The 22,590-nt window shown below is 73.7% G+C and carries 18 protein-coding genes; 8 read left to right on the top strand and 10 right to left on the bottom strand.

Features of this window, described 5'->3' with window-relative positions; translation table 11 throughout:
* Positions 1 to 55 precede the first annotated feature (55 nt).
* Complete coding sequence (locus tag PZ894_RS12445; protein WP_275745156.1) at positions 56 to 1,780, top strand: DEAD/DEAH box helicase; 1,725 nt, start codon at positions 56 to 58, stop codon at positions 1,778 to 1,780.
* 110 nt (positions 1,781 to 1,890) lie between these two features.
* Here PZ894_RS12445 and PZ894_RS12440 read toward each other — a convergent pair whose 3' ends face one another.
* Positions 1,891 to 2,730, bottom strand: coding sequence for an NAD(P)/FAD-dependent oxidoreductase (locus PZ894_RS12440; protein WP_275745154.1), 840 nt, complete (start codon positions 2,728 to 2,730; stop codon positions 1,891 to 1,893).
* Between the two features lie 28 nt (positions 2,731 to 2,758).
* Between PZ894_RS12440 and PZ894_RS12435 the strand changes: the two genes are divergently transcribed.
* Together PZ894_RS12435 and PZ894_RS12430 are read left to right on the top strand one after the other, a co-directional pair.
* Entirely contained in the window at positions 2,759 to 3,187 is a 429-nt protein-coding gene (locus PZ894_RS12435) for a MerR family transcriptional regulator (RefSeq protein ID WP_275745153.1), read from the top strand.
* A gap of 53 nt (positions 3,188 to 3,240) precedes the next feature.
* Positions 3,241 to 5,130 (top strand): penicillin-binding transpeptidase domain-containing protein, encoded by a 1,890-nt coding sequence (locus PZ894_RS12430; protein WP_275745151.1) that lies wholly within the window; start codon positions 3,241 to 3,243, stop codon positions 5,128 to 5,130.
* A gap of 88 nt (positions 5,131 to 5,218) precedes the next feature.
* Here the strand turns inward: PZ894_RS12430 and PZ894_RS12425 are convergent, their stop codons facing one another.
* Complete coding sequence (locus PZ894_RS12425) at positions 5,219 to 7,315, bottom strand: elongation factor G-like protein EF-G2 (RefSeq protein ID WP_275745150.1); 2,097 nt, start codon at positions 7,313 to 7,315, stop codon at positions 5,219 to 5,221.
* A 149-nt stretch (positions 7,316 to 7,464) separates the two neighbouring features.
* Between PZ894_RS12425 and PZ894_RS12420 the strand changes: the two genes are divergently transcribed.
* The 3 genes from PZ894_RS12420 (at position 7,465) to PZ894_RS12410 (ending at position 12,898) form a co-directional block, all read left to right on the top strand.
* On the top strand, positions 7,465 to 10,173 hold the full coding sequence (locus tag PZ894_RS12420; protein WP_275745148.1) for a LuxR family transcriptional regulator: 2,709 nt from the start codon (positions 7,465 to 7,467) through the stop codon (positions 10,171 to 10,173).
* 254 nt (positions 10,174 to 10,427) lie between these two features.
* Positions 10,428 to 11,897 (top strand): NAD-dependent succinate-semialdehyde dehydrogenase, encoded by a 1,470-nt coding sequence (locus tag PZ894_RS12415; RefSeq protein WP_275745146.1) that lies wholly within the window; start codon positions 10,428 to 10,430, stop codon positions 11,895 to 11,897.
* A gap of 5 nt (positions 11,898 to 11,902) precedes the next feature.
* A complete protein-coding gene (locus tag PZ894_RS12410) occupies positions 11,903 to 12,898 on the top strand; it encodes a DUF2332 domain-containing protein (protein ID WP_275745145.1) in 996 nt (331 codons plus the stop codon).
* 8 nt (positions 12,899 to 12,906) lie between these two features.
* Here the strand turns inward: PZ894_RS12410 and PZ894_RS12405 are convergent, their stop codons facing one another.
* From PZ894_RS12405 to PZ894_RS12375, 7 genes are all read right to left on the bottom strand, one after another.
* Positions 12,907 to 13,083, bottom strand: a complete 177-nt coding sequence (locus tag PZ894_RS12405) for a hypothetical protein (RefSeq protein WP_275745144.1) — start codon at positions 13,081 to 13,083, stop codon at positions 12,907 to 12,909.
* A gap of 81 nt (positions 13,084 to 13,164) precedes the next feature.
* Positions 13,165 to 14,400, bottom strand: coding sequence for a low temperature requirement protein A (locus tag PZ894_RS12400; protein ID WP_275745143.1), 1,236 nt, complete (start codon positions 14,398 to 14,400; stop codon positions 13,165 to 13,167).
* Between the two features lie 27 nt (positions 14,401 to 14,427).
* Positions 14,428 to 15,447: a helix-turn-helix transcriptional regulator gene (locus PZ894_RS12395; RefSeq protein WP_275745142.1), complete on the bottom strand. Its 1,020-nt coding sequence runs from the start codon at positions 15,445 to 15,447 to the stop codon at positions 14,428 to 14,430.
* 68 nt (positions 15,448 to 15,515) lie between these two features.
* Complete coding sequence (locus tag PZ894_RS12390) at positions 15,516 to 16,082, bottom strand: TIGR03086 family metal-binding protein (RefSeq protein ID WP_275745141.1); 567 nt, start codon at positions 16,080 to 16,082, stop codon at positions 15,516 to 15,518.
* A gap of 7 nt (positions 16,083 to 16,089) precedes the next feature.
* Positions 16,090 to 17,121 carry a sigma-70 family RNA polymerase sigma factor gene (locus PZ894_RS12385; protein WP_275745140.1) on the bottom strand — a complete coding sequence of 344 codons (1,032 nt, stop codon included), beginning with the start codon at positions 17,119 to 17,121 and terminating at the stop codon, positions 16,090 to 16,092.
* Positions 17,122 to 17,183: 62 nt separating this feature from the next.
* Positions 17,184 to 18,716: a glycerol-3-phosphate dehydrogenase/oxidase gene (locus PZ894_RS12380; protein WP_275745139.1), complete on the bottom strand. Its 1,533-nt coding sequence runs from the start codon at positions 18,714 to 18,716 to the stop codon at positions 17,184 to 17,186.
* Complete coding sequence (locus PZ894_RS12375) at positions 18,713 to 19,309, bottom strand: TetR/AcrR family transcriptional regulator (protein ID WP_275745138.1); 597 nt, start codon at positions 19,307 to 19,309, stop codon at positions 18,713 to 18,715. The genes PZ894_RS12380 and PZ894_RS12375 overlap by 4 nt, the downstream gene beginning before the upstream one ends.
* Before the next feature lie 17 nt (positions 19,310 to 19,326).
* Here PZ894_RS12375 and PZ894_RS12370 point away from each other — a divergent pair, with 17 nt between their 5' ends.
* Together PZ894_RS12370 and PZ894_RS12365 are read left to right on the top strand one after the other, a co-directional pair.
* Entirely contained in the window at positions 19,327 to 20,910 is a 1,584-nt protein-coding gene (locus tag PZ894_RS12370; RefSeq protein ID WP_275745137.1) for an FAD-binding oxidoreductase, read from the top strand.
* Complete coding sequence (locus PZ894_RS12365) at positions 20,907 to 21,815, top strand: diacylglycerol kinase family protein (RefSeq protein WP_275745136.1); 909 nt, start codon at positions 20,907 to 20,909, stop codon at positions 21,813 to 21,815. The genes PZ894_RS12370 and PZ894_RS12365 overlap by 4 nt, the downstream gene beginning before the upstream one ends.
* A gap of 102 nt (positions 21,816 to 21,917) precedes the next feature.
* On the opposite strand, the gene PZ894_RS12360 is transcribed toward PZ894_RS12365, so the two are convergent.
* The gene (locus PZ894_RS12360; protein WP_275745135.1) at positions 21,918 to 22,580 is read right to left on the bottom strand and encodes a pirin family protein; all 663 of its coding nucleotides are present in this window, start codon (positions 22,578 to 22,580) and stop codon (positions 21,918 to 21,920) included.
* Between the last annotated feature and the right edge of the window lie 10 nt (positions 22,581 to 22,590).

The following is a 22,590-nucleotide window of genomic DNA, read 5'->3' as shown; positions in this document are numbered from 1 at the left end:
AGCCCACCGCGACGACGAAGGTGGCGGCGTTGCGCGCAGCCACTACCGTTGACGGGTGAGCAACGAGGACACCGTCACCTTTGCCGACCTCGGGCTCGACCCGAAGGTGTTGAAGGCAGTCACCGAGGTCGGCTACGAGACCCCGTCGCCGATCCAGGCCGCCACCATCCCGCCGCTGCTGGAGGGGCGCGACGTCGTCGGTCTGGCGCAGACCGGCACCGGCAAGACCGCGGCCTTCGCGCTGCCCATCCTCTCGCAGCTCGATCTGGCCCAGAAGACCCCGCAGGCCCTGGTGCTCGCGCCGACCCGCGAGCTGGCGCTGCAGGTGTGCGAGGCGTTCGAGCGGTACGCCGCACACATCAGGGGCGTCCACGTCCTGCCCGTCTACGGCGGCCAGGGGTACGGCGTCCAGCTCAGCGCGCTGCGCCGCGGCGTCCACGTCGTCGTCGGCACGCCGGGTCGGATCATGGACCACCTCGACAAGGGGACGCTCGACCTCTCGGAGCTGCGCTTCCTCGTCCTCGACGAGGCCGACGAGATGCTCAACATGGGCTTCGCCGAGGACGTCGAGACGATCCTCGCGGAGACGCCGGAGGACAAGAACGTCGCGCTCTTCTCGGCCACGATGCCCGCGCAGATCCGGCGGATCTCCAAGAGCTACCTGCGCGACCCGCAGGAGATCACGGTCAAGAACAGGACCGCGACCGCCGCGAACATCACCCAGCGCTACCTGGTGGTGAGCTATCCGCAGAAGGTGGACGCCCTCACCCGCATCCTCGAGGTCGAGAACTTCGAGGGCATGATCGTCTTCGTCCGCACCAAGAACGAGACCGAGACGCTCGCCGAGAAGCTGCGCGCCCGGGGCTTCTCCGCCGCCGCGATCAACGGCGACGTGCCGCAGACGGTCCGCGAGCGGACCGTCAACCAACTCAAGTCGGCCAAGCTCGACATCCTCGTCGCCACCGACGTCGCCGCGCGCGGGCTCGACGTCGAGCGGATCAGTCACGTCGTCAACTACGACATCCCCACCGACACCGAGTCCTACGTGCACCGCATCGGCCGCACCGGCCGGGCCGGTCGCAGCGGTGACGCGATCTCGTTCGTGACACCGCGGGAGCGCTACCTCCTCAAGCACATCGAGAAGGCGACCCGCCAGCCGCTGACGCAGATGCAGCTGCCGACGGTCGAGGACGTCAACGTCACGCGACTCTCGCGCTTCGACGACGCGATCACCGAGGCGCTCACGCAGGCCACCCGCATCGAGGCCTTCCGCGACATCATCGGTCACTACGTGCGCGAGCACGACGTGCCCGAGGTCGACGTCGCGGCGGCGCTGGCGGTCGTTGCCCAGGGTGAGACGCCGCTGCTGCTCCAGCCCGGCTCCGACGACCTGCGCCCGCCGCGGGAGGACCGCCCCGAGCGCACCCGCGACGGCCGTGCGGACCGCGGCGACCGCGGCCGCGGACCGCGCGAGCGCCGGCCGCGCCGGTCCTCCGACGTCCCGATGGCGTCGTACCGGATCGCGGTGGGCAAGCGGCACCGCGTCGAGCCCCGCCAGATCGTCGGCGCGCTCGCCAACGAGGGCGGCCTGTCGCGAGAGGACTTCGGCCACATCGACATCCGCGGCGACCACTCGCTGGTCGAGCTCCCGGCCGACCTGCCCGGCGACGCCTGGGACCGGCTGCGCGGCACCCGCATCTCCGGCAAGCTCATCGAGCTCTCGCGCGACGCCGGCGGCCCCCCGGCCCGGCAGAAGAAGCCCCGCCACAAGTCCCGTTGAATCGGGACTTCTGACGGTTCAGTCGGGAGTTTTGACGCTTGAGTCGGGAGAAAAGTCCGGACTCAACCGCCAGAACTCCCGATTCGACCGTCAAGAGTCCCGACTCGACGTCACAGGAGGTGGGCGACCAGCGCGCTGGCGGCGATCTGGCCCGAGGCGGCGGCGGTGAGCACCGAGGCCATCGGCATCGGCAGCGCGGCGAGGTGGGCCATGTCTCCGGCGGCGTGCACGCCCGGCAGGCTGGTGCGGCCCATCACGTCGATCTCGACGCAGCCCGACGGCAGCAGCGTGAGCCCCAGCTGCTCGGCGAACGGTGCGGACTGCTGGAGCTGCGTCGCGACGAAGGCGCCGCCGTACTCCGTGGTCGTGCCGTCGGCGAGGACGATCCGGACGCCGTCGTCGGTCCGCTCGAAGCGGGCGACGGACTCCTCGTCGACCATCGTCACCGACGACGCGACCGGCGTCATGATGCCGACGAGGTGCGCGGCGCTGCCGACGACGGCGACCGGCTTGCCGGCGAACTCGTGCCCGTGGCAGAAGGGGCAGTGCGCGACGACGTCGCCGAAGAGCTCGGCGAGGCCCGGTCTGTCCGGCAAGGTGTCGCGCACCCCGGTCGCGAGGACCACGCCGCGGGTGGTGACGTCTTCGGCGCCGATCTCGACGCGGAAGCCGTCGCCGTAGACCGCGACCGCGGTGGCCGCGTCGGCGCGGATCGTCGCGGTGTCGTACGCCGCGAGCTCCTTCTGCGCCGCGGCCCGGAAGTCCGCCGGCGGGGTGCCGTCGTGGGTCACGACGTTGTGCATGTGCCGGGCCGGGTCGTTGCGGTAGCTGCCGGAGTCGAGCATCAGCACGCGCCGGTGCACCCGGGCGAGCGTGAGGGTGGCCTGGAGGCCCGCGGGACCGCCGCCGATGACGACGGCGTCGTACAGGAGGTCAGGAGTATTTGCCATGTGCACGAGGATCTGACTTCATGTTGACATGAAGTCAAGCGGGCGTGACGACAGGCTCTCGTCGATCGGCGGGATGGCAGCACGGTTCGGTCTGGAGACCCACGTGCTGCGCCACTGGGAGGACGTCGGGCTGCTGACGCCGGGGCGGGACGGCGCGGGTCGCCGGCGCTACGGCGAGGACGACCTGGTGCGGATCGCCGTGATCCTGCGCAGCAAGGCGGCGGGGATGAGCCTCGAGCAGATCGGGATCATGCTCGATGCCGGCGCGGCGGACCGGCACCGCGTGCTCGAGGAGCACATCGCCGACCTCGACCGGCGGATGGCAGAGATGGAGCGTTCACGGGAGATGACCGAGCACGCGCTGCGCTGCCGCGCCCACGACATCGCGACCTGTCCGAGGTTCAAGGACGCGGTCGCCGACCTGGTCGCCGGCGGCAGCCGGGCGCACTGGGCGTGACGCCCCGAGAGCGGTGCCCGGACGCGTCGGGGGAGGCTGGTAGAACCGACGTCGTGCGTTCACTGATCTCCGTCGTCACCCTCGCGCTGGCCGCCAGCTCCCTCGTCGCCTGCAGCGGGTCCGACGAAGGCTCCGGACCCGATCCCGAGGAAGCCGCCGACGCGCTGGCCGAGGCGTTCGTGTCGGGTGACTTCTCCGCGGTCGGCCTCGCCGCCGATCGCGACGAGGCCGGCGTGGCCGACGAGTACGCCGAGGTCGTCGACGGCATGGGCGACCTGACGCCGACGGTTGCGGCGGGCGACGTCCAGGAGGGCGACGAGGGCGACTCGGCCACCGCGACCCTGGCCTGGATGTGGCCGGTCGGCGGTGAGGAGTGGAGCTACACGACCGAGGCCGAGATGGACCTCGTCGACGACGAGTGGCAGGTCGCGTGGGACCGCACGCTCGTCGAGCCGTCCCTCCAGTCGGGGACCGTTCTCGACCTCACGCCGATCACCGGCGACCGAGGCCTCATCCTCGGCAACAGGGGCGACACCATCGTGACCGACCGGTCCGTGACCCGCTTCGGCATCGACCGGTCGCAGGTGCCGAAGGCGCGGGCCGGGCAGTCCGCGCTGCAGCTCGCGCAGCTGCTGGACATCGACGCCGCGGCGTACGCCAAGCGGGTCGAGGCGGCGGGCGACAAGGCGTTCGTCGAGGCGATCGTGATCCGCAAGGACGACGTGCCGGGCGCCGTCGCGCAGGGCTACGCGGGCATCAAGGGCGCCGTGGCGATCGCCGACGACATCCCGCTCGGACCCAGTCGCGACTTCGCGCTGCCGATCCTCGGGACGGTCGGCGACGTCACCGCGGAGATGATCGACGAGCACCCCGACCGCTACGAGGTCGGCGACCAGGCCGGCCTGTCGGGGCTCCAGGCTCGCTACGACGAGCAGCTCCGCGGCGTCGACGGCGTCGTGGTCAACGCGGTCGCGTCCGACGGGAAGGAGCGCGAGCTCTACCGGGTCGACGCCCAGCCCGGCCGGCCGCTCGAGATCACCCTGGACCTCGAGGCGCAGCAGGCCGCGGAGGCAGCGCTCGCGAACGTCGGCCCGGCGAGCGCGCTCGTCGCGATCCGTCCCTCCGACGGGCACATCCTCGCCGCCGCCAACGGGCCGGGCACGAACGGCTACAACTTCGCGACGTACGGTCAGGCGGCCCCCGGGTCGACGTTCAAGACCGTGAGCAGCCTCGCGCTGCTGCGGGCCGGGCTCACCCCGCAGACGGTGGTGCCGTGCACCCGGGAGGTCGTCGTCGACGGCAAGCCGTTCGAGAACTACGACGACTACCCGAGCGGCGCCCTCGGCGACATCCCGCTCAGCGTGGCGGTCGCGAACTCGTGCAACACCGCGTTCATCGCCAACGCCGACAAGCTCTCCGACGGCGACCTCGCCGGCGCCGCCGCCTCGCTCGGCCTGGGGATCGACCACGACCTGGGATTCCCGGCGTACTTCGGCCAGGTGCCCGCACCGGAGTCCGAGACCGAGGCCGCCGCCGACATGATCGGTCAGGGCGGCATCCTCGCCTCGCCCATGGCGATGGCGACGGTGATGGCCTCGATCCAGTCCGGGCAGACGGTCGTCCCCCGACTCGTGAAGGGGGTCGACGTCTCCGTGCCGGCCGAGGCGTCGCCGCTGAGCAGGCAGGAGGTGACCGCGCTGCGGACCATGCTGCGCGGCGTCGTCACCTCCGGCAGCGGTCGTGGCCTGCTCGACGTGCCCGGTGGCCCGGTGATCGCGAAGACCGGCACCGCCGAGTTCGAGCGCGACGGCAAGGTCCTCCTGCACGCCTGGATGGTCGCGGCCCACGACGACCTCGCCGTGGCGGTGTACGTCGACGAGGGCGCGTCGGGCTCCGGCACCGCCGGGCCGATCCTGGAGCAGTTCCTGCGGTCTCGGGGATAGCCAGTGACGAGATGGCTGTCCCCGGGGTCTCGGGACGACCACCCTGTCGCTGGCTATCCCGCAGGCGCGCCCGCAACGGCCGTTGACCTCACTCCCGCGGGTCGACGGTGCGGGCGACCTCCTCGGGCATGGGCTCGAAGTGGGCGAAGGTGCGGGTGAAGACGCCGGCGCCGTGGGTCGCCGAGCGCAGGTCGACGGCGTAGCGCACCAGCTCCGTCTGCGGCACGGCGGCCTGCACGGACGTCCGGTCCTCGCCGACCTTGTCGGTGCCGAGCAGCCGGCCGCGGCGGGCGGAGAGGTCGCTCATCACAGGACCGACCAGCTCGTCGGGTACGACGACGGTGACGGTGTCGTAGGGCTCGAGGATCGTGACGGTGGTGGCCGCCGCGGCCTCCCGCAGCGCGAGCGCGCCGGCGGTCTGGAAGGCCATGTCGGAGGAGTCGACGCTGTGCGCCTTGCCGTCGGTGAGGGTGACGCGCACGTCGACGACCGGGTGGCCGAGCCGCACGCCCTTCTGCATCTGGGTGCGCACGCCCTTCTCGACGCTGGGGATGAACTGTCGCGGCACCGCGCCGCCGACGACCTTGTCGACGAACTCGAAGCCGCTGCCCTCGGGCAGGGGCTCGACCTCGATGTGGCAGACGGCGTACTGACCGTGGCCACCGGACTGCTTGACGTGCCGCCCGAGGCCACCGGCGCGACCCGCGAACGTCTCGCGCAGGGAGACCACGAACGGCTCCTGGTCGACGTGTACGCCGTACCGCTCGGTGAGCCGCTCCAGCGTCACCTCGGCGTGGGACTCGCCCATGCACCACAGCACGAGCTGGTGGGTCTCGGCGTTGTTCTCGACGCGCAGGGAGGGGTCCTCGGCGGCGACCCGGGCGAGCGCCTGGGAGAGCTTGTCCTCGTCGGCCTTGCTGCGGGCGACGATGGCGACCGGCAGCAGCGGCTCGGGCATCGACCAGGGCCGCAGCACGCGGGGGTCGTCGACCGCGGAGAGGGTGTCTCCGGTCTCGGCCCGGGAGAGGCGCCCGATCGCGCAGATGTCGCCGGCGACGACGCCGCCGGCCGGCGCCTGGGACTTGCCGAGGACGTGGGCGAGCGCGCCGATCTTCTCGTCCTCGTCGTGGTCGGGGTGGCCGGAGGACTCCCCGAAGAACGACGAGAAGTGGCCGGACACGTGCACCGACTGGTCCGCGGCGAGCGTGCCCGAGAAGACGCGCACCAGGCTGAGCCGTCCGACATAGGGGTCGCTGGTCGTCTTCACGACCTCGGCGACCAGCGGTCCGTCCGGGTCGCAGGAGATCGCGTCGGCCGTGGCGCCCGAGGGCAGGAAGACGTCGGGGGAGGGGTGCTCGGCGGGCGACGGGAAGCCGCGGACCGCGAGATCGAGCAGCTCGTCGCAGCCGACACCGGTGGTGGAGCAGACCGGGACCACCGGGAAGAACGTCGCGCGCGCGACCGCCCGCTCGAGGTCGTCGACCAGCACCTTCTCGTCGATCTCCTCCCCACCGACGTAGCGGTCCATGAGGGTCTCGTCCTCGGACTCCTCGATGACGGCCTCGATCAGGTCACCGCGCAGGCCGGTCGCCTCGGCCTCCTCGCTCGGCGCGAGGAGGCCCGTCAGCGCCACGACCTCGTCGCCCCGGCGGACCGGCACGAAGAGCGGCATCACCCGGTCGCCGAAGGCGTCCTGCGCCTGCATCAGCAGCCCCTCGTAGTCGGCCCGGGCCTGGTCGAGCTTGGTGATCACCACGGCCCGCGGCATCCCGATGCTCGCGCACTCGCGCCACAGCGACCGGGTGCCGTCGTCGACCGCCTCGTTGGCCGCGATCACGAACAGCGCGCAGTCGGCGGCGCGCAGGCCGGCGCGCAGCTCACCGACGAAGTCGGCGTACCCGGGAGTGTCGACGAGGTTGACCTTGGTGCCCTCATGGACGAGCGGGGCGACCGCGAGCGAGATGGTGCGACCGTGGGCGTGCTCGGACTCCTCGTGGTCGCAGACGGTGGTGCCGTCGCGCACGGAGCCGGCGCGGGGGATCGCGCCCGAGGCGGCGAGCAGGGTCTCGGCCAGCGTGGTCTTGCCGGACCCCGCCGGGCCCACGAGCACCACGTTCCTGATCCGGTCCGGGCTGCTCGCCCCCAGATCTTGCCCCGACGCTCTCCGGTTGCCCTTGTCGGCCATCGCCGACACCTCCTGCCGTCCGCGCTGGTGTGTCTGCTGACGTCTACACCGGGGGCCGCCCGCCGACCCCTGGTCCGAGAGAACTCCTGAACGCGCGCGGGCACAAGGGGCTGTCGGGCACGGATTCCTCGGTCTAGCCTGAGGGCTCCATGGCTCGGGTAGTGGGTCGCCTCACCCTGCTCACAGAGGTAAGCACCCTGCTGACGCAGGGAGCAGCTGTCGCCCCGCGCGGACCCGCGGGGATCGGCAAGAGCGCCCTCCTCGACGCGCTGGAGGAGGGCCACCGCGAGCGCCACGACGCCCTCGTGCTCCGGGCCAACGGCGCTCCCGCCGAGCACGGACTGCCGTACGCCGCGCTCCAGGACCTGGTCGACCAGCTGCCCGTCGACCTGCGCGGCACCCTGCCGGCGCTCGCGGCGCCGGTCGAGGACGACCGGCTGCGCAGCGCGCTGTGCGGCCGCTTCCGCGCGCTGCTCGACGAGGCGTCCCGCACCCGTCCGGTGCTGGTCCTGCTCGACGACGCCCAGTGGCTCGACCCGCACTCGGCCTGCGTCATCGGCTACGGCCGACGCCGCGTCGCGTCGCGGGTCGGGCTCGTCGCCACCGTAGGCCCGGTGCCGGAGCCCGACCGAGGCATCGACCTCTCGGACCTGCACGAGCTGGAGGTGCCGCCGCTCGACGCCGCCGAGATGATCGAGCTGCTCGCCGCGCACGGCGTACCCGCCCACGTCGCGCAGCGGCTCCACGTCGAGTCCGGCGGGCTGCCGTCACTGGCGCTCGCGCTCGGCGGCGCCGCCCGGGAGCAGCCGCTGCTGCTGGGCCGGCCCACCCCGCTGCCCGCCAGCCTCGAACGGGTGCTGCGCGACCGGTTCCTCGCCCAGGACCACGAGGTCCGCACCACCCTCTCGGTCGCCGCGCTGCTGCACCGGCCGACCGTGCGCCAGCTCGAGCGGGCCGGCCGGGTCGAGGCCGAGGCCCACGTGCGCGCCGCGGCCGAGGCCGGGCTGCTGACCCGGGCGGGAGACACGCTGCGCTTCGCGCCGACCGAGCTCGGCCGGGTGGTGAGCGAGGCGACGCCGGCGGTTCGCCGCGCCGCGTGGCACCGCACCCTCGCCGAGGTCGCACCAGGCACGGCCGAGCGAGTGCGGCACGACGCGCTCGCCGACCCGCGGCCCGACGCAGCGCTCGCCCGCGAGGTGGCCGTGGCCGCACGGGCGTCGGCGACCGCCGGCCACCGGTCGATCGCCACCGAGCTCTACCTCCTCGCGGCCGACCGGGCGCCCGCCGAGCTGCTCACCGAGCGCGTGGAGTGGCTCGCGACCGCCGTCGAGACCGGGGCGCCCGGCAACCACGCGGACCTCGTGCACCGCGCGCTCGACGACTTCCTGCGCGAGGACGCCTGCCCCGCGCAGATGGTGCGGGTGCGGTTGGCGCTGCCGGAGCTCGCCGGCTCCGGGGTCGCCGCCATGGACGAGGTGCTCACCGCCGCGTTGACCGACGCCGGCGAGGACGATCGGCTGGTGGCGATGGTGCTGCTGCAGCGGTCGCGGGTCGCGCTGATGGAGTCGCGCCCAGCAGAGTCCTCGCGGCTGGCGGAGCGGGCCGCCGGCCTCTTCCGCTGCGCCGGCGACCGGGTCGCGGAGGCGTCGGCGCTGACCACCCTGGCGGTCGCGGCCCGCTGGACCGGCGCCGGCACCCACGACGACCATCTCGCGGCCGCGCTCGCGCTCGTGCCGCCGACCGCGCCGGCGCAGCCGGGGCTGACCCACACGTCGCCGGCGTACATCGCCGCCCGCTTCGCGCTCTACGACGATCGGCTCGAGGAGGCGTGGGCCGCCTTCCTCGCCATGCTCGCCCGGGTCGAGCGCGGTGCGGGCATGGACCAGGTCCACGTGCTGCGCTGCCTCGTCGAGGTGGGCGTGCGGGTCGGGCGCTGCCGCGAGGCGATGGCGTACGCCGCGCGGGCCGCCCAGGTCGGCGAGGAGTTCGGGCTCGACCCGCACACGGGCTGGTTCATCAGCGCGCTCGCGGAGCTGGCCGGCGGGGATCTCGGGACGGCCCGGACCCTCGCCGAGCGTGGGGCCCTCGCCGCCGAGGAGCGGGGCGACACCCGCTACCTGCAGCGCCACCTCCTCGTGCTCGGCCAGGCGGAGCTCCGCAGCGGCGACGCGGCAGCCGCCCGGGCGAGCCTCGAACGGATCCGCCGGATCGAGCAGACGCACGGCATCAGCGACCCCACGGTCAACCGCTGGCAGCCCGAGCTCGTGTCGGCGCTGGTCGCGCTGGGCGCGCCGGAGGACGCCGCCGCGGTGTTGGCGCAGGCACGCGCGGCACTCGACGGCAGGTCGGGGACCGAGGGCGCGGGTGCGCAGCTGGACCGCGCCGAGGCCGAGCTGCTCTGCGCCACGGGTGACCTCGACGCGGCGGTGCACCTGATCGAGAGGGCGGTGAAGGTCTGTGCCGACGTCGGGATGCGCGTCGACCTGGGTCGCCTGCTGCTGACTCGCGCCCACGTCGAGCGCCGCGCCCGCCGGGCGGCCGCCGCTCGCGCCACACTCGAGGCGGCCGAGGCGGTCTTCGCCGAGCTGCACGCGGAGCCGTGGCTGACCGAGGTGCGCGCCGAGCTCGCCCCGGACCCGGTCGCCAGCGCCGGCGACCCGATGCTCGGCCGCCTCACCGACACCGAGGCCCGGATCGCCCAGCTGGTCTGCCAGGGCTCGTCCAACCGGCAGATCGCCGAGCGGCTGCACCTCTCCGTCAAGACCGTCGAGGCCGCGCTGACCCGGATCTACCGCAAGCTCGACGTACGCTCCCGCACCCAGCTCGCGACCCTGCTGGTGCCGGCACCGGCCGAGTAGCGCCGGGTGCGAGATGACACGGGGCCCCGGCGTGCACGCCGGGGCCCCGTTCCCTGTGGCTCTGGTGATCCCTGCGCTGCAGGGGGGTGCGCCGGATCGGGCCATCCAAGGAGGAGCCCCTCGCTGCATGGGGTCAGCAAGGGGCTCGTGCCGACATCAAGGTGCTCCCTCCAGTCGACGTCTCCAAGCCTGTCACGATTGTGGTGAGGGTGTCAGTGGTTTGCGGCAAGCAGATCGGGTGCGAGGCTGGCTCCATGAGCACTCAGACGGACGGACTCGATCTGCTCGGCCCCGACATGCGTGGCCTCTACATCGGCGGTGCGTGGCGCGAGGCGGAGGGCGGCGACCGGCTCGACGTCATCGACCCGGCCGACGGCTCCGTGCTCACCGACGTGGCCGACGCCTCGGTGGGCGACGCCGTCGACGCGCTCGACGCGGCCGTCGCCGCGCAGGAGTCCTGGGCGCGCACCCCGCCGCGCGAGCGCGGCGAGATCCTGCGGACGGCGTTCGGGCTGATCACCGACCGCGCCGACCAGTTCGCGCACCTGATGAGCCTCGAGATGGGCAAGACGGTCGCCGAGGCCCGCGGCGAGGTGTCCTACGGCGCCGAGTTCTTCCGCTGGTACGCCGAGGAGGCCGTGCGCATCCACGGCCGCTGGATGCAGGCGCCCGCCGGTGGCAGCAGGCTGCTGACCATCAAGAAGCCCGTCGGGCCCTGCCTGTTCATCACCCCGTGGAACTTCCCGCTCGCGATGGGCACCCGCAAGATCGGGCCGGCGATCGCCGCGGGGTGCACGATGGTGGTCAAGCCGGCGAGCCAGACGCCGCTCACGATGCTCGCGCTCGCCGGCGTGCTGACCGAGGCCGGCCTCCCGGATGGCGTGCTCAACGTGGTCACGACCAGCCACACCGGCGAGCTCAGCCAGACCCTCCAGGCCGACGACCGGCTGCGGAAGGTGAGCTTCACGGGGTCCACGGGTGTGGGCCGGGTGCTGGTGCGGCAGTCGGCCGACCAGCTCCAGCGGCTCAGCATGGAGCTCGGCGGCAACGCGCCGTTCATCGTGTTCGAGGACGCCGACATCGACGCCGCCGTCGACGGCGCCATGGTCGCCAAGATGCGCAACATGGGAGAGGCGTGCACCGCCGCCAACCGGTTCCTCGTGCACTCCTCGGTCGCGCAGGAGTTCGGCGACAAGCTCGGTGAGCGGATGGGCGGGCTGAGCCTCGGTCGTGGGCAGGACGAGGGCGTCGACGTCGGTCCGCTCATCGACGAGAAGGCCGTCGAGAGCGTCAGCCAGCTCGTCACCGACGCCGTGCACGACGGCGCGAGGGTCGTCGTCGGCGGCAGCGTCCCCGACGGACCCGGCTACTTCTACCCGCCGACGGTGCTCCTCGACGTGCCGTCGGACTCGGAGATCAACGTCCAGGAGATCTTCGGCCCGGTCGCGCCGATCACGACGTTCGAGACCGAGGACGAGGCGGTCCGCCAGGCCAACGACACCGAGTACGGCCTCTCCTCCTACGTCTACACCCGCGACCTGGCCCGCACGATCCGGGTCGCGGAGTCGCTGGACTTCGGCATGGTCGGCTTCAACACCGGCCTGGTCTCCAACCCGGCCGCGCCGTTCGGCGGCGTCAAGGCCAGCGGCTTCGGGCGGGAGGGCGGCTTCGAGGGCATCGAGGAGTACCTCGAGACGACGTACGTCGCCCTGCCGGCCGGCTGACGACGTTGGAGGTCCACGGGGACACCCGGCGGCAGTACGTCGAGTTCGCGGCCGACGCGGTCCCGGACTCCCCCTGCTTCGCGGAGTGGGCGCGGGGTGTCGCGGACGACCCCGAGGTGCTGGCGTGGCTGGAGCGCCTCCCGGTGCCGAAGCGACAGCCCAACCTGGTCTTCGCCGCCGCCCGCTGGCACGACGTGCCCGCACCGGGTCCGTACGCCGGGCTGCGCCGCGCCCTGCTCGCCGACGACGGCGGCATCGAGGCCACGATCCGGGGGCGTGCGACCCAGACCAACGAGGTCGGCCGGCTGGCCACGCTGCTGCCGGCGTTCGACCTGCTGGAGGCGACGGGTCCGATCGCGCTCGTCGAGGTCGGACCCAGTGCCGGCCTGTGTCTCTACCCGGACCGCTACGACTACGCCTGGGCGACCGACGCCGGCACCGTCCGGCTGCGGGGACCCGGAGCCGGCCGGCCCGAGCTGACCTGCCGGGTCGACGGCCCGGCGCCGCTGCCGACCGCGCTGCCCGAGGTCGCCCACCGGACCGGCGTCGACCTCAACCCGCTCGACGTGACCGACCCCGACCAGATGGCCTGGCTCGCGAACCTGGTGTGGCCGGAGGACGACGGACGTCGCGCCCAGCTCGTCCGCGCCGTCGGGGTCGCGCGCGCCGACCCGCCGCGGCTGCTGCGCGGCGACCTGCTCACCGAGCTGCCCGCGCTGGTCGACGCCGCCGCGGCGTACGGCACCGTGGTCGTCTTCCACAGCGCCGTCATCGCCTACCTCGACGACGACGACCGCGCCCGATTCGCGTCGATGATGACCGGGCTGGTGGCCGAGGGCCGGTGCCGCTGGGTCAGCAACGAGGCGCCGCGGGTGCTGCCGGGCGTCACCGGGCTCGGTCCGGCGATGCCGCCGGACGTCCGGGGGTTCGTGCTGGGCGTCGACGGCCGTGCGGTGGCGTGGACGCACGGACACGGCCGGTGGCTGCGCTGGCTCGCTTGACCTGAAGCTCACTTGAGGTCGTTGACTGGTCGTGAGCTCGCGCGACCGGTGTCGATGGCGCTCGCCGGCCCCGTCTGGAGGCGCTCGGCCTGCGCACGACCTTCCTCGTCGCGGGACTCGCGCCGGCGGTCGCGGCCGTCGCGGCGATCGTCCTGGCCCGGCTGCCCCGCGACGAGGTCGAGCACCCGCTGCGCTGAGCGACGACCTGGACGGCGACCGGCGGGGAAGGTTGCCTGCCCACCGCGGCCCACGTGGCACCCGGATGCTCAGCCCAGTCGCGCCAGCGCTCGCTCGTTGTGGCGGTGCCCGACGGTCTCGTAGCCGACCACGGTCACCCACGGCGTGCAGGCGACGACCAGCAGCGACCACGACAGCGAGGCGCCGGCGGCGACCAGCGCCACGCCGAGGACGAGCACGGCGGCCGAGCCGGCGATCACGACGAGGTGGAACGGGTCGAGGGCGTGGGTGAGCTGCGCGTAGAGGGCGTAGAGCAGCAGCACGTAGAGGCCGAGCGGGACGGCCGTGGCGAGCACGGTGGCGGTGTCCGAGAGCGCCGAGTGGTGCTCGAGCCGGTACGCCGCGGTGTGCAGGCCGGCGCCGACCGCGACGAGGGCGCCGAAGAGCGGGATGTGCCCGTAGCCCCACCCGAAGCCGCGGCGCCGGCGCGCGTGCAGGATGTGCCCGCTCGGCACCACGAAGTAGGTCCACCACATGCCGAAGGTGACGCCGACGCCCGCGAGCCCGAGCAGCACCACGTCCGTGGTCCAGCCCTCGACGGAGACCAGCGCCGTGAGGGTGGCCGCGCCGCCGAGGAGGCCCTCACCGAGCGCGATGATCACCAGCAGGCCGTAGCGCTCGGCGATGTGGTGCGCGTGCCAGGGCGTGCCGTCGCGGACGTGCTCGGCGACGAAGGGGCCGACCAGCTCCACGACGACGAGCGGCACGGCGCACGCGAAGAAGACGGGGATCGACGTCTCGACCAGGGCGAGCCCGACCCACGCGACCTGCGACACGACGAGCGTGAGGATGAAGATGCGACAGGACGAGGCCCGGGCCGGGTCCTGCCGACTGGCGCGGTACCACTGCAGGATCATCGGCACCCGCATCACGACGTACCCGAGCACCATCACCTGGTTGTCCATGTGCCCGCCGTCGACGAGCGACTCGAACATGTCCGGCAGCCCGATCGCGAGGATCAGCACGCCGATCATCTGCACCATCGTCGTGAGCCGGTAGATCCAGTCGTCGGTGTCGTACGCCGAGGCGAACCACGAGAAGTTGATCCACGCCCACGACACGGCGAAGGTCGCGAAGCAGAAGCCGACCACCCCGTCGGCGACGTGTTCCTCGACGAGCAGGTGGGCGAGCTCGTCCGCCGCGGTGCCGAAGGCGATGACGAAGGTCAGGTCGAAGAGCAGCTCCAGCGGCGTGGCCGCGCGACCGGTCTCGTGCGGGTCGCGACCCGACATCCTGACCGCGGTGTGCGCCGTCCGCTCCGACATGGCACACACCCTAGAAGGGCGAACGCCTCAGAGCGCGGTGCCGAGCGCCGACGCCAGCGAGCCGCGGGAGCTGATCCCGAGCTTGCGGTAGACGTGCGAGAGGTGCCACTCGACGGCCTTCACCGTGACGACGAGGCGGTGGGCGATCTGGCGGTTGGTCAGCCCAGCCGCCGCGAGCCGCGCGACGCGCTGCTCCGCGGCCGTCAGCGACGCCAGCGTCTCGCTGACGACGGGCTGCGGCTGCTCGTCGAGCCGCGCCAGCAGCCGTCGCACCCGGCCCAGGAGCGGCCAGAGGTTCTCGTTGCCGGCGTAGGTCTCGGCCCGCCTCAGCAGGGCCAGGGCCTCGCGCGAGGTGCCGGGGCCGCTCGCGAGCAGCAGGAGTCCGGCCAGGTCGGTCTCGACCTGGGCCGTGAGCCGCGCCGCCGGCACCCCGTCGAGCTCGTCGATCGCCTGACGCAGCAGCGACGGCCGGTCGGCGCGGGCGTCGACGGTGGCGAGGGTGCGCAGGCCGAGCGCGACCGGGTACGGCGCGCCACTCATGCCCGCGATCGTGAGGTGCTCGCGCGCCAGCGCGGCCGCCTCGACCCGGTGGCCGAGGCGGACGGCCGTCAACGCGGCCGCGGTGCGCCACGGCACCACGTCGGGGTCGTCCTCGCCGGCCCCCAGCACGCGCGGGACGCGCGCGAAGTGGGTGGCGGCCAGCTCGATCTCGTTGAGCGCAGCGCAGAGCTCGCCACGCCCGTGGTGCGCGATAGCGCCCACCATGCCGGAGTGGTCGAGGTAGCCGCCCAGCTGCTCACCCACGGCGCGGGCCCGGGTGAGCTCTCCTCGGGCGAGGCGGCAGTCGAGGGTGGCCGCGAGCAGCGTCGCGCGCTGGAGGTCGTCGAGGTCGGCCGCTGCGGCGGCGCGGTCCAGGTAGCCGACCGCCGCGCCGATCGCGCCGGCACGTGCGTTGGAGAGGCCGCGCTCGAGCAGCTCGAACGGGTGTGAGATCGCACCGTTCTTCGCCGCCGCGTCGGAGGTCGGAGTCACCAGGGGCGCGGGCATGCGGACGAGCCTAGGAAGGACGCGTCCTCCCCCGCGGTGGAATCGGGCAAAGGCTTGCGGCGGTCCAGTCAGGTCCGGCCCAGGAACCGCAGCAGCCGCAGGTCGGCGGTCGCGTCGTCCGGCGCCGGGAGCGCCGGCCCGAACCGGACGCCGCGGTCGGTCGGTGTCACCGTCGCGCGGGCGACCGGGAGCAGCGCCGCCGCGAGCTCCGGAGGGATCGGCGTGTCCTCACCGGTCGCGCGGGCGACGTCCCAGCCGTGCGCGGTGATCTCCAGCGCCGCGGTCGCGACCAGCAGCGGCGTGGCCAGGTCGTGGCGGCCGCCGCCGGCCGTCTCGATCACGACGTCGCCGGGCGAGGGGTGCGACCAGGCCTCGTGCAGCGCGGTCGCCTTGGCCCGGATCGCGGGCACCGGAGCGGCCCGCGTCCGCCACCGGAGCACGTCGACCGAGCCGCCGGCGGCCTCGGTGAACGCGTCGAGGGCGTCCTCCATGTGGGCGAGCAGGGCGGCGAGGTCCCACTGCGCGCACGGCGTACGTCGGTCGAGGAGGTCGTCGCGGACCCGGGTCAGCCGGCCGCAGGCGTAGGCGAGGGACCGGTCGAGCAGCTCGACGGACCCGCCGAGCGTCGGGGTCATCGAAGGGTCACCGAGGGACCAGGCTCATCGGGTGGTCGCCGGGACGGTAGTCGGCGTCCAGGTGGTCGGGCAGGCCGAAGGTGTCGAAGAGCGCCCGGTCGAAGAACGCGGTCACGTGCCGGACCCGCTCGCCCTCGAGCTCGAGCACCTGGAGCTGGAACGGCTCGAAGTCTCCCGCGGCCGTGCGCATGTAGAGGCCGTAGGCGGGCTGCCCGTTGGCGGACGTGCGCAGCATCGGCATGTCGTTCCAGCCGCCGGGGCAGTGCGTCTCGATGAGCTCGCCGATGCTCTCCGGACCCTTGAACCAGGTGGTGAACGGCGGCATGTCCCAGGTGGCCTCGGCCGTCAGCAGGCTGACGATCGAGCCGATGTCCTTGCGCCAGAAGGCGTCGACGTACCGCTCGAGCAGCTGCTCCTGGGCGGGCGTCAGCTCGTTGCAGACCGTGTCCTCGGTCAGGCCGCGCTCGGCGAACTGCGCGTGGGCGCGCTGGAGGGCGGAGTTGACCGCGGCGGTCGAGGTGTCGAGCGCGTCGGCGACCTCGGACGCAGACCAGCGCAGCACGTCGCGCATGATCAGCACGGCGCGCTGCCGCGCGGGCAGGTGCTGGAGCGCGGCGACGAACGCCAGCCGGATCGAGTCCCGCTCGGCCACCACGACGGCGGCGTCGGGCACCGGCTCGAGCCACGCGATCTCGTGGTCGGTCTCGAGGGCGTCGCCGGCCATCGCCTCGGGGGTGCCGATGCCGGCGGGAAGCGGGCGACGCGGCTTGTTCTCGAGGTTGGTCAGGCAGACGTTGGTGGCGATCCGGTAGAGCCAGGTGCGCACCGACGAGCGACCCTCGAACTTCTCCGCGGCCTTCCACGCCCGCAGGAACGTCTCCTGCACCAGGTCCTCGGCCTCCTGCACCGAGCCGGACATGCGGTAGCAGTGCGCGAGCAGCTCGCGCTGGTAGCGCTGCGTCAGCGTCGGGAAGTCGTCGAGCTCCGCCGTGCTGCTGTCTGCCTGGGTCACCACGGTCTCCGCCTCAAGCGCCGTCATGGGTCCTGCTCCTCGCGTCGTCCAGTCTGCCTGCTGGTACCGACAGCCGTCGACGGGGAAATTCATCGGTGCGCGGCGACCAGCTCCAGGGCGCGCTCGGCGGCGGGCACGACGAGCGCGCGGTCGGCGGCGACCAGCCCGACGCGCGTGCGCCGGTCGAGCAGGTCGGCGACGTCGGCCGCGCCCTCGTGGGTGACGCCGAAGACGAGCTCGGCGAGCGTGGCCGGGATGCCGTCGGCGACCGGCGCGAGCAGCTCGTCGTCGGCGAGGCCGGTGACCGCGCGCGCGGTCTCGAGCACCAGCCGGGCGTCGGTGCCGAAGCGCCGGACCAGCCGGGCCGGGGCCTCGAGCCCGGCGAGCACCGACCGCGACGCCGCGCCGAGCAGCGGGAGCCGGGCCGTGCGGCACGGGCCGGCGACGAGGTCCGCGCGGGCGACGGCGGCGTCGACGGCGTCCTCGGCCATCCGGCGGTAGGTGGTCAGCTTGCCGCCGACGATGGTGACGACCCCGCTGTCGCTCGTGAGCACGGCGTGCCGCCGCGACAGGTCGGCGGTCGAGCCGTCGCCGGTGTGCAGCAGCGGACGCAGGCCGGCGAAGGCGCCGACGACGTCGGAGCGGTGCAGCTGCCGTGAGAACGCGGCGGACACGACGTCGAGGAGGAAGCCGATCTCGGGGTCCGTCGGCTCCGGGACGTCCGGGACCGCGCCGTCGACGGGCTCGTCGGTGAGCCCGACGTACACCGTGCCGTCGGGCTGGGGGAGCACCATCACGTAGCGGTTGGTCGCACCCGGCACCGGACAGAAGACCGAGATCTCGACGCCGGGCAGCGAGTCCCGGCGGAGCACCAGGTGGGTGCCGCGACTCGGGCGCAGCGTGATGCCGTCGACCAGGGTGTCGGCCCACACGCCGGTGGCGTTGACCACGGCGCCGGCCGCGACCGTGCTGGTCGCACCGGTCAGCTGGTCGCGGAGCCCGACGCTCGTGCCGTCTGCGTGGAGGACGCGTGACCGGGTGCGCACGTGCGCGCCGTACGCCGCCGCGGTCCGGGCGACGGTGGTGACGAGGCGGGCGTCGTCCTCGAGCTGGCCGTCCCAGCCGAGCATCGCGCCCCGCAGGCCGGCCGGGCGCAGGGCGGGCACCAGGCGCAACGCCTCGGTCCGCGAGAGGTGGCGCGGCTTCGGCAGGGTCTCCGTGCCGGTGCGGGCGCCGCGGCGCAGGAGGTCGCCGGCGACGAGCCCGCCGCGGGTGACGGCGGTCTGCAGCCGGCTGACGCTGGAGGCGAGGGGGATCAGCATCGGCATCGGTCGGGTCAGGTGGGGTGCGGTGACCTCCATCAGGATCCCGCGCTCGACGGCGCTCTCGTGGGCGACGCCGACCTGGCCCTTCGCGAGGTATCGCAGCCCGCCGTGGACCATCTTCGACGACCAGCGGGACGTGCCGAACGCCAGGTCGTGGGCGTCGACCGCGAGCACCGACAGCCCGCGGGTGACGGCGTCGAGGGCCACCCCGGCGCCGGTGATGCCGAGTCCGATCACGACGACGTCGACCTCCGCCGGCGCGCCGGCGAGACCCGGGGTGATGCGCGGCGACGTCACGGCGCGAGGCTCCGGCCGAGCGCGAGCGCGAGCTCGGCGTCGAGCTCCGCGCCGGAGACGTCGTCGTCGACCATCGTGTGCGACGAGAGCACGAACCCGTGGGCGGCGAGCAGCATCGCCCGCGCCATCGCGTCCGGGTTGCCGGCGCGGACGGTGCCCTCGGCCTGGCCGTCGCGGACCGCTCGGACCGTCAGCTCGAGGATGCCGTCCTGCGACCGGCCGCGGCGGGAGAGCAGGTAGGGGAGCAGCAGCTCGGGGTCGAGCTCGACGATGCGGACGAACAGCTCGTTGTCGCGGAGCCGCCGGATGGTGGTGAGGATGTCGCCCACCAGGCGGTCGACGGTCGGGGCGTCGGCGTCCTCCTCGGCGAGGCTCGCCGCGACGACCGTGCCCCACTCGCGCGTCATCAGGTCGGCGAGCAGCTGCTGCATGTCGGCCCAGGAGCGGTAGATCGTCATCCGCGAGACCCCGGCCCGGCGGGCGACCTCGGTGAGCGTCGTACGCCGCCAGCCGACGTCGAGGATGCAGTCGCGGGCGGTGTCGAGGTAGGCGTCGCGCGGCTCCTTGTCGGTATTGTGACGAAGTGACGTCATGTGTCACAGTGTAACGCATGTCATCGAGTCAGCAGGGCGCTGAGATGCATCCCTCCCGCTGGGGCGACCCGGCCCGTGCCGCCGCCCTCCCGGAGTCCACCCGCGGCCTGATCGAGCTCGTCTTCGGGCTCGACGAACGCCCGGTCGCGGCCGACCCGGCGCTCGCGCCCTCGGCGCTGGGTCCGGACCTGCTGGATGGTCTCGCCGCCCTCGTCGGCGGCGACCACGTCCGCACCGACGACCAGACCCGCCGCCTGCGCACCCGCGGCAAGTCGACGCCCGACCTGCTCCGAGCCCGGGCCGGAGACCTGAGCGACGCGCCCGACGCCGTCGTACGCCCCGGTGACCACGACGAGGTCGCGGCGGTGCTGGCCTTCGCGGTCGAGCACCGCCTCGCGGTCGTGCCGTTCGGCGGCGGTACGTCGGTCACCGGAGGCCTGGTCGCCCGGCGGCAGGGATTCGCCGGCGTGGTCAGCCTCGACCTGGTGCGGATGAAGCGGCTGCTCGCGGTCGACCACGTCTCGATGATCGCGACCCTCGAACCCGGCCTGCGCGGCCCGGAGGCGGAGGCGCTGCTCGCGGCCGAGGGCCTGACGCTCGGCCACTACCCGCAGTCGTGGGAGCACGCCACGATCGGCGGCTTCGCGGCCACCCGCTCCAGCGGCCAGTCGAGCGCGGGCTACGGCCGCTTCGACTCCCTGGTCGTCGGTCTCCGGGTCGCGACGCCGCGCGGTCCGCTCGAACTCGGCACCGCCCCGGCGAGTGCCGCCGGCCCCGACCTGCGCCAGCTCTTCCTCGGCTCCGAGGGCACCCTCGGCGTCATCACCGCGGTGACCGTGCGGGTCCGCCGGCTGCCAGCGGTCAAGGTCTACGAGGGCTGGCGGTGGCCGTCGTTCGGCGCCGGCACCGCCGCGATGCGCACGCTCGCGCAGTCGGGACTGCTGCCGACCGTGCTGCGACTCTCCGACGAGAGCGAGACCGCGGTCAACCTCGCCGACCCGGCGGCGATCGGCGGCGAGGGCGCCACGGGCTGCCTGATGATCACCGGGTTCGAGGGCACGAGCGCCGCCGTCGAGGCGAAGCGGGCGGCGGTGACGGCGCTGCTGACCGACCTCGGCGGCACGGCGGTCGGCGAGGCCGCGGGCGAGAAGTGGGCGCACGGACGCTTCGACGCGCCGTACCTCCGCGACTCGCTGCTCGACCTCGGGGTCCTCGTCGAGACGCTGGAGACGGCGACGTTCTGGTCCAACGTGGAGCGGGCGTACGCCGACGTGAAGGCGGCGCTGGCGGAGTCGCTCGGCGACCCGTCGATCGTCCTCTGCCACGTCTCGCACGTCTACGAGACCGGCTGCTCGCTCTACTTCACGGTCGCCGCCCGGGAGTCCGCGGACCCGCTCGCGCAGTGGGGCTCGGCGAAGCGTGCGGCGAGCGACGCGATCGTCACGGCCGGCGCGACGATCACCCACCACCACGCGATCGGCACCGACCACAAGCCCTGGCTCGCGCAGGAGATCGGGCCGCTCGGCGTCTCGGTGCTGCGCGCGGTCAAGGCCGACCTCGACCCGACCGGCATCCTCAACCCCGGGGTGCTGGTCCCATGACCCGTTCCTTCACCTTCCTGGTCAACCCGTCCTCGGGCGGTGGCGCCGCGCCGGGCGCCGTCGTGCCCGTCGGCCGCGCGCTGCGCGAGGCCGGCGCCGTCGTCGACGTCACCTACTCGCCGGGGCCGCAGACGATGGCGTGTCTGGTCGACGAGGCGGTGGCCCGCGGCGACGTGGTGGTCTCCGTCGGCGGCGACGGCATGCTGTCGTCGCTCGCGGGCCTGGTCTCCGCCCGCGGTGGGACGCTCGGCATCGTGCCGGCGGGCCGCGGCAACGACTTCGCCCGGATGCTCGGGCTGCCCGACTCGCCCGCCGAGCAGGCGCGCGTGCTGCTCGAGGCTCCGGCGCACGCGATCGACCTGCTGGCGGTCACCGGGCTCGCGGGCGCGCGCCGGTTGGTCGCCGGCTCGGTCTACGCCGGCGTCGACGCCCGGGCCGCCGAGATCGTGGACCGCGCGACCTGGCTGCCGCGGTCGCTCCAGTACCCCTACGCCGCGCTGAGGTCCCTCGCGACCTACCGGCCCGGCCGCTACCGGGTCGCGGTCGACGGCATCGAGCACGAGTACGCCGCCGCGACGGTCGTCGTCGCGAACTCGGCGTACTACGGCAGCGGCATGCAGATCGCCCCGCCCGCGTCGGTCGAGGACGGCGTGCTCGACGTCGTCGTCATCGAGGCCGCCGGCCGGCTCGCGCTGATGCGCTCGCTGCCCAAGGTCTACGACGGCGGCCACGTCGAGCTGTCCGAGGTCACCGTGCTCACCGGCAAGCGTGTCGAGGTCCGCGGCACCGGCCGCGCCCCGATCCCCGTCGGCGGCGACGGCGAGCCGCTCGGCTCCCTGCCCGCCCTGCTCGCCGACCCCGCCGTCGTCGAGGTCGTCCCCGGGGCGCTGACGGTGATCTGCTGAGCGGGTTTCGGTGGTGTCGAGACGGGACTTCGTCCCTCCTCAACCACCGGGGCGGCACGGTGGTTGAGGAAGGCGCCCTGGCGCCTGTGTCGAAACCACCGATCAGACGAAGGACCACACGAGCAGCTCGGTGGGCACGGCGGCGGTGACCGCGACACCCGAGACGTCGGTGATGCGGAAGGCGTCGCCGTCCGCCAGCGGCTCGGCCAGCGACGATCGGGTGAGCGCCCCGCCCGCGACGTAGGCGTGCACGAGGGGGGCGTCGGGCAGCCGGACCTCGTCTCCCTCGCCGAGCCGCGCGACGGAGAAGACCGCGTCGCCGAGCCGTGCCACCTCGGTCAGCGCGCCCGGGGCGAGCGAGACCGGCGTGACGGAGTACGCCGGCTCGGCGCCGTCGCTCGTCGGCGTCAGCCAGGCCTGGACGAAGCGGGTCGGACCGTGGGGACCGGCGACCTCGGAGTGCGTCACGCCCGCCCCGGCGGAGAGCACCTGGACCTCGCCCGGGCGGACGACGCCGCGGTGTCCGGCCGAGTCGTCGTGGTGCAGCTCGCCGCCGAGCACCCACGTGACGATGTCGACGTCGCGGTGCGGGTGGTCGCCGAAGCCCCTGCCGTGCGCGAGCAGATGGTCGTCGTGGCACACCAGCCGTCCGAAGCGGACGTTCTCCGGGTCGTAGTGGCCGCCGAACGAGAACGAGTGCCGGGTGACGACGCCCTCATTCCGGGTGAGGAAGCGGTCGGTTCCGCGACGGATCTCGACACTCACGGGCATCATT

Origin of the sequence: Nocardioides sp. YIM 152315, from assembly GCF_029210375.1 — a bacterium.
Classification (GTDB): Bacteria; Actinomycetota; Actinomycetes; order Propionibacteriales; family Nocardioidaceae; genus Nocardioides.
The sequence above is the reverse complement of the archived record's forward strand: the minus strand, read 5'-3'. Positions and strand labels throughout refer to the sequence as shown.

What these genes read in the sequence shown, in the direction of transcription:
- PZ894_RS12420 (WP_275745148.1), top strand. Translation starts at nt 7,465, where the DNA reads ATGGCTCGGGTAGTGGGTCGCCTCACCCTGCTCACAGAGGTAAGCACC.
- PZ894_RS12370 (WP_275745137.1), top strand. Translation starts at nt 19,327, where the DNA reads ATGTCATCGAGTCAGCAGGGCGCTGAGATGCATCCCTCCCGCTGGGGC.
- PZ894_RS12440 (WP_275745154.1), bottom strand. Translation starts at nt 2,730, where the DNA reads ATGGCAAATACTCCTGACCTCCTGTACGACGCCGTCGTCATCGGCGGC.
- PZ894_RS12375 (WP_275745138.1), bottom strand. Translation starts at nt 19,309, where the DNA reads ATGACGTCACTTCGTCACAATACCGACAAGGAGCCGCGCGACGCCTAC.
- PZ894_RS12415 (WP_275745146.1), top strand. Translation starts at nt 10,428, where the DNA reads ATGAGCACTCAGACGGACGGACTCGATCTGCTCGGCCCCGACATGCGT.
- PZ894_RS12435 (WP_275745153.1), top strand. Translation starts at nt 2,759, where the DNA reads ATGAAGTCAAGCGGGCGTGACGACAGGCTCTCGTCGATCGGCGGGATG.
- PZ894_RS12390 (WP_275745141.1), bottom strand. Translation starts at nt 16,082, where the DNA reads ATGACCCCGACGCTCGGCGGGTCCGTCGAGCTGCTCGACCGGTCCCTC.
- PZ894_RS12425 (WP_275745150.1), bottom strand. Translation starts at nt 7,315, where the DNA reads ATGGCCGACAAGGGCAACCGGAGAGCGTCGGGGCAAGATCTGGGGGCG.
- PZ894_RS12365 (WP_275745136.1), top strand. Translation starts at nt 20,907, where the DNA reads ATGACCCGTTCCTTCACCTTCCTGGTCAACCCGTCCTCGGGCGGTGGC.
- PZ894_RS12400 (WP_275745143.1), bottom strand. Translation starts at nt 14,400, where the DNA reads ATGTCGGAGCGGACGGCGCACACCGCGGTCAGGATGTCGGGTCGCGAC.
- PZ894_RS12385 (WP_275745140.1), bottom strand. Translation starts at nt 17,121, where the DNA reads ATGACGGCGCTTGAGGCGGAGACCGTGGTGACCCAGGCAGACAGCAGC.
- PZ894_RS12395 (WP_275745142.1), bottom strand. Translation starts at nt 15,447, where the DNA reads ATGCCCGCGCCCCTGGTGACTCCGACCTCCGACGCGGCGGCGAAGAAC.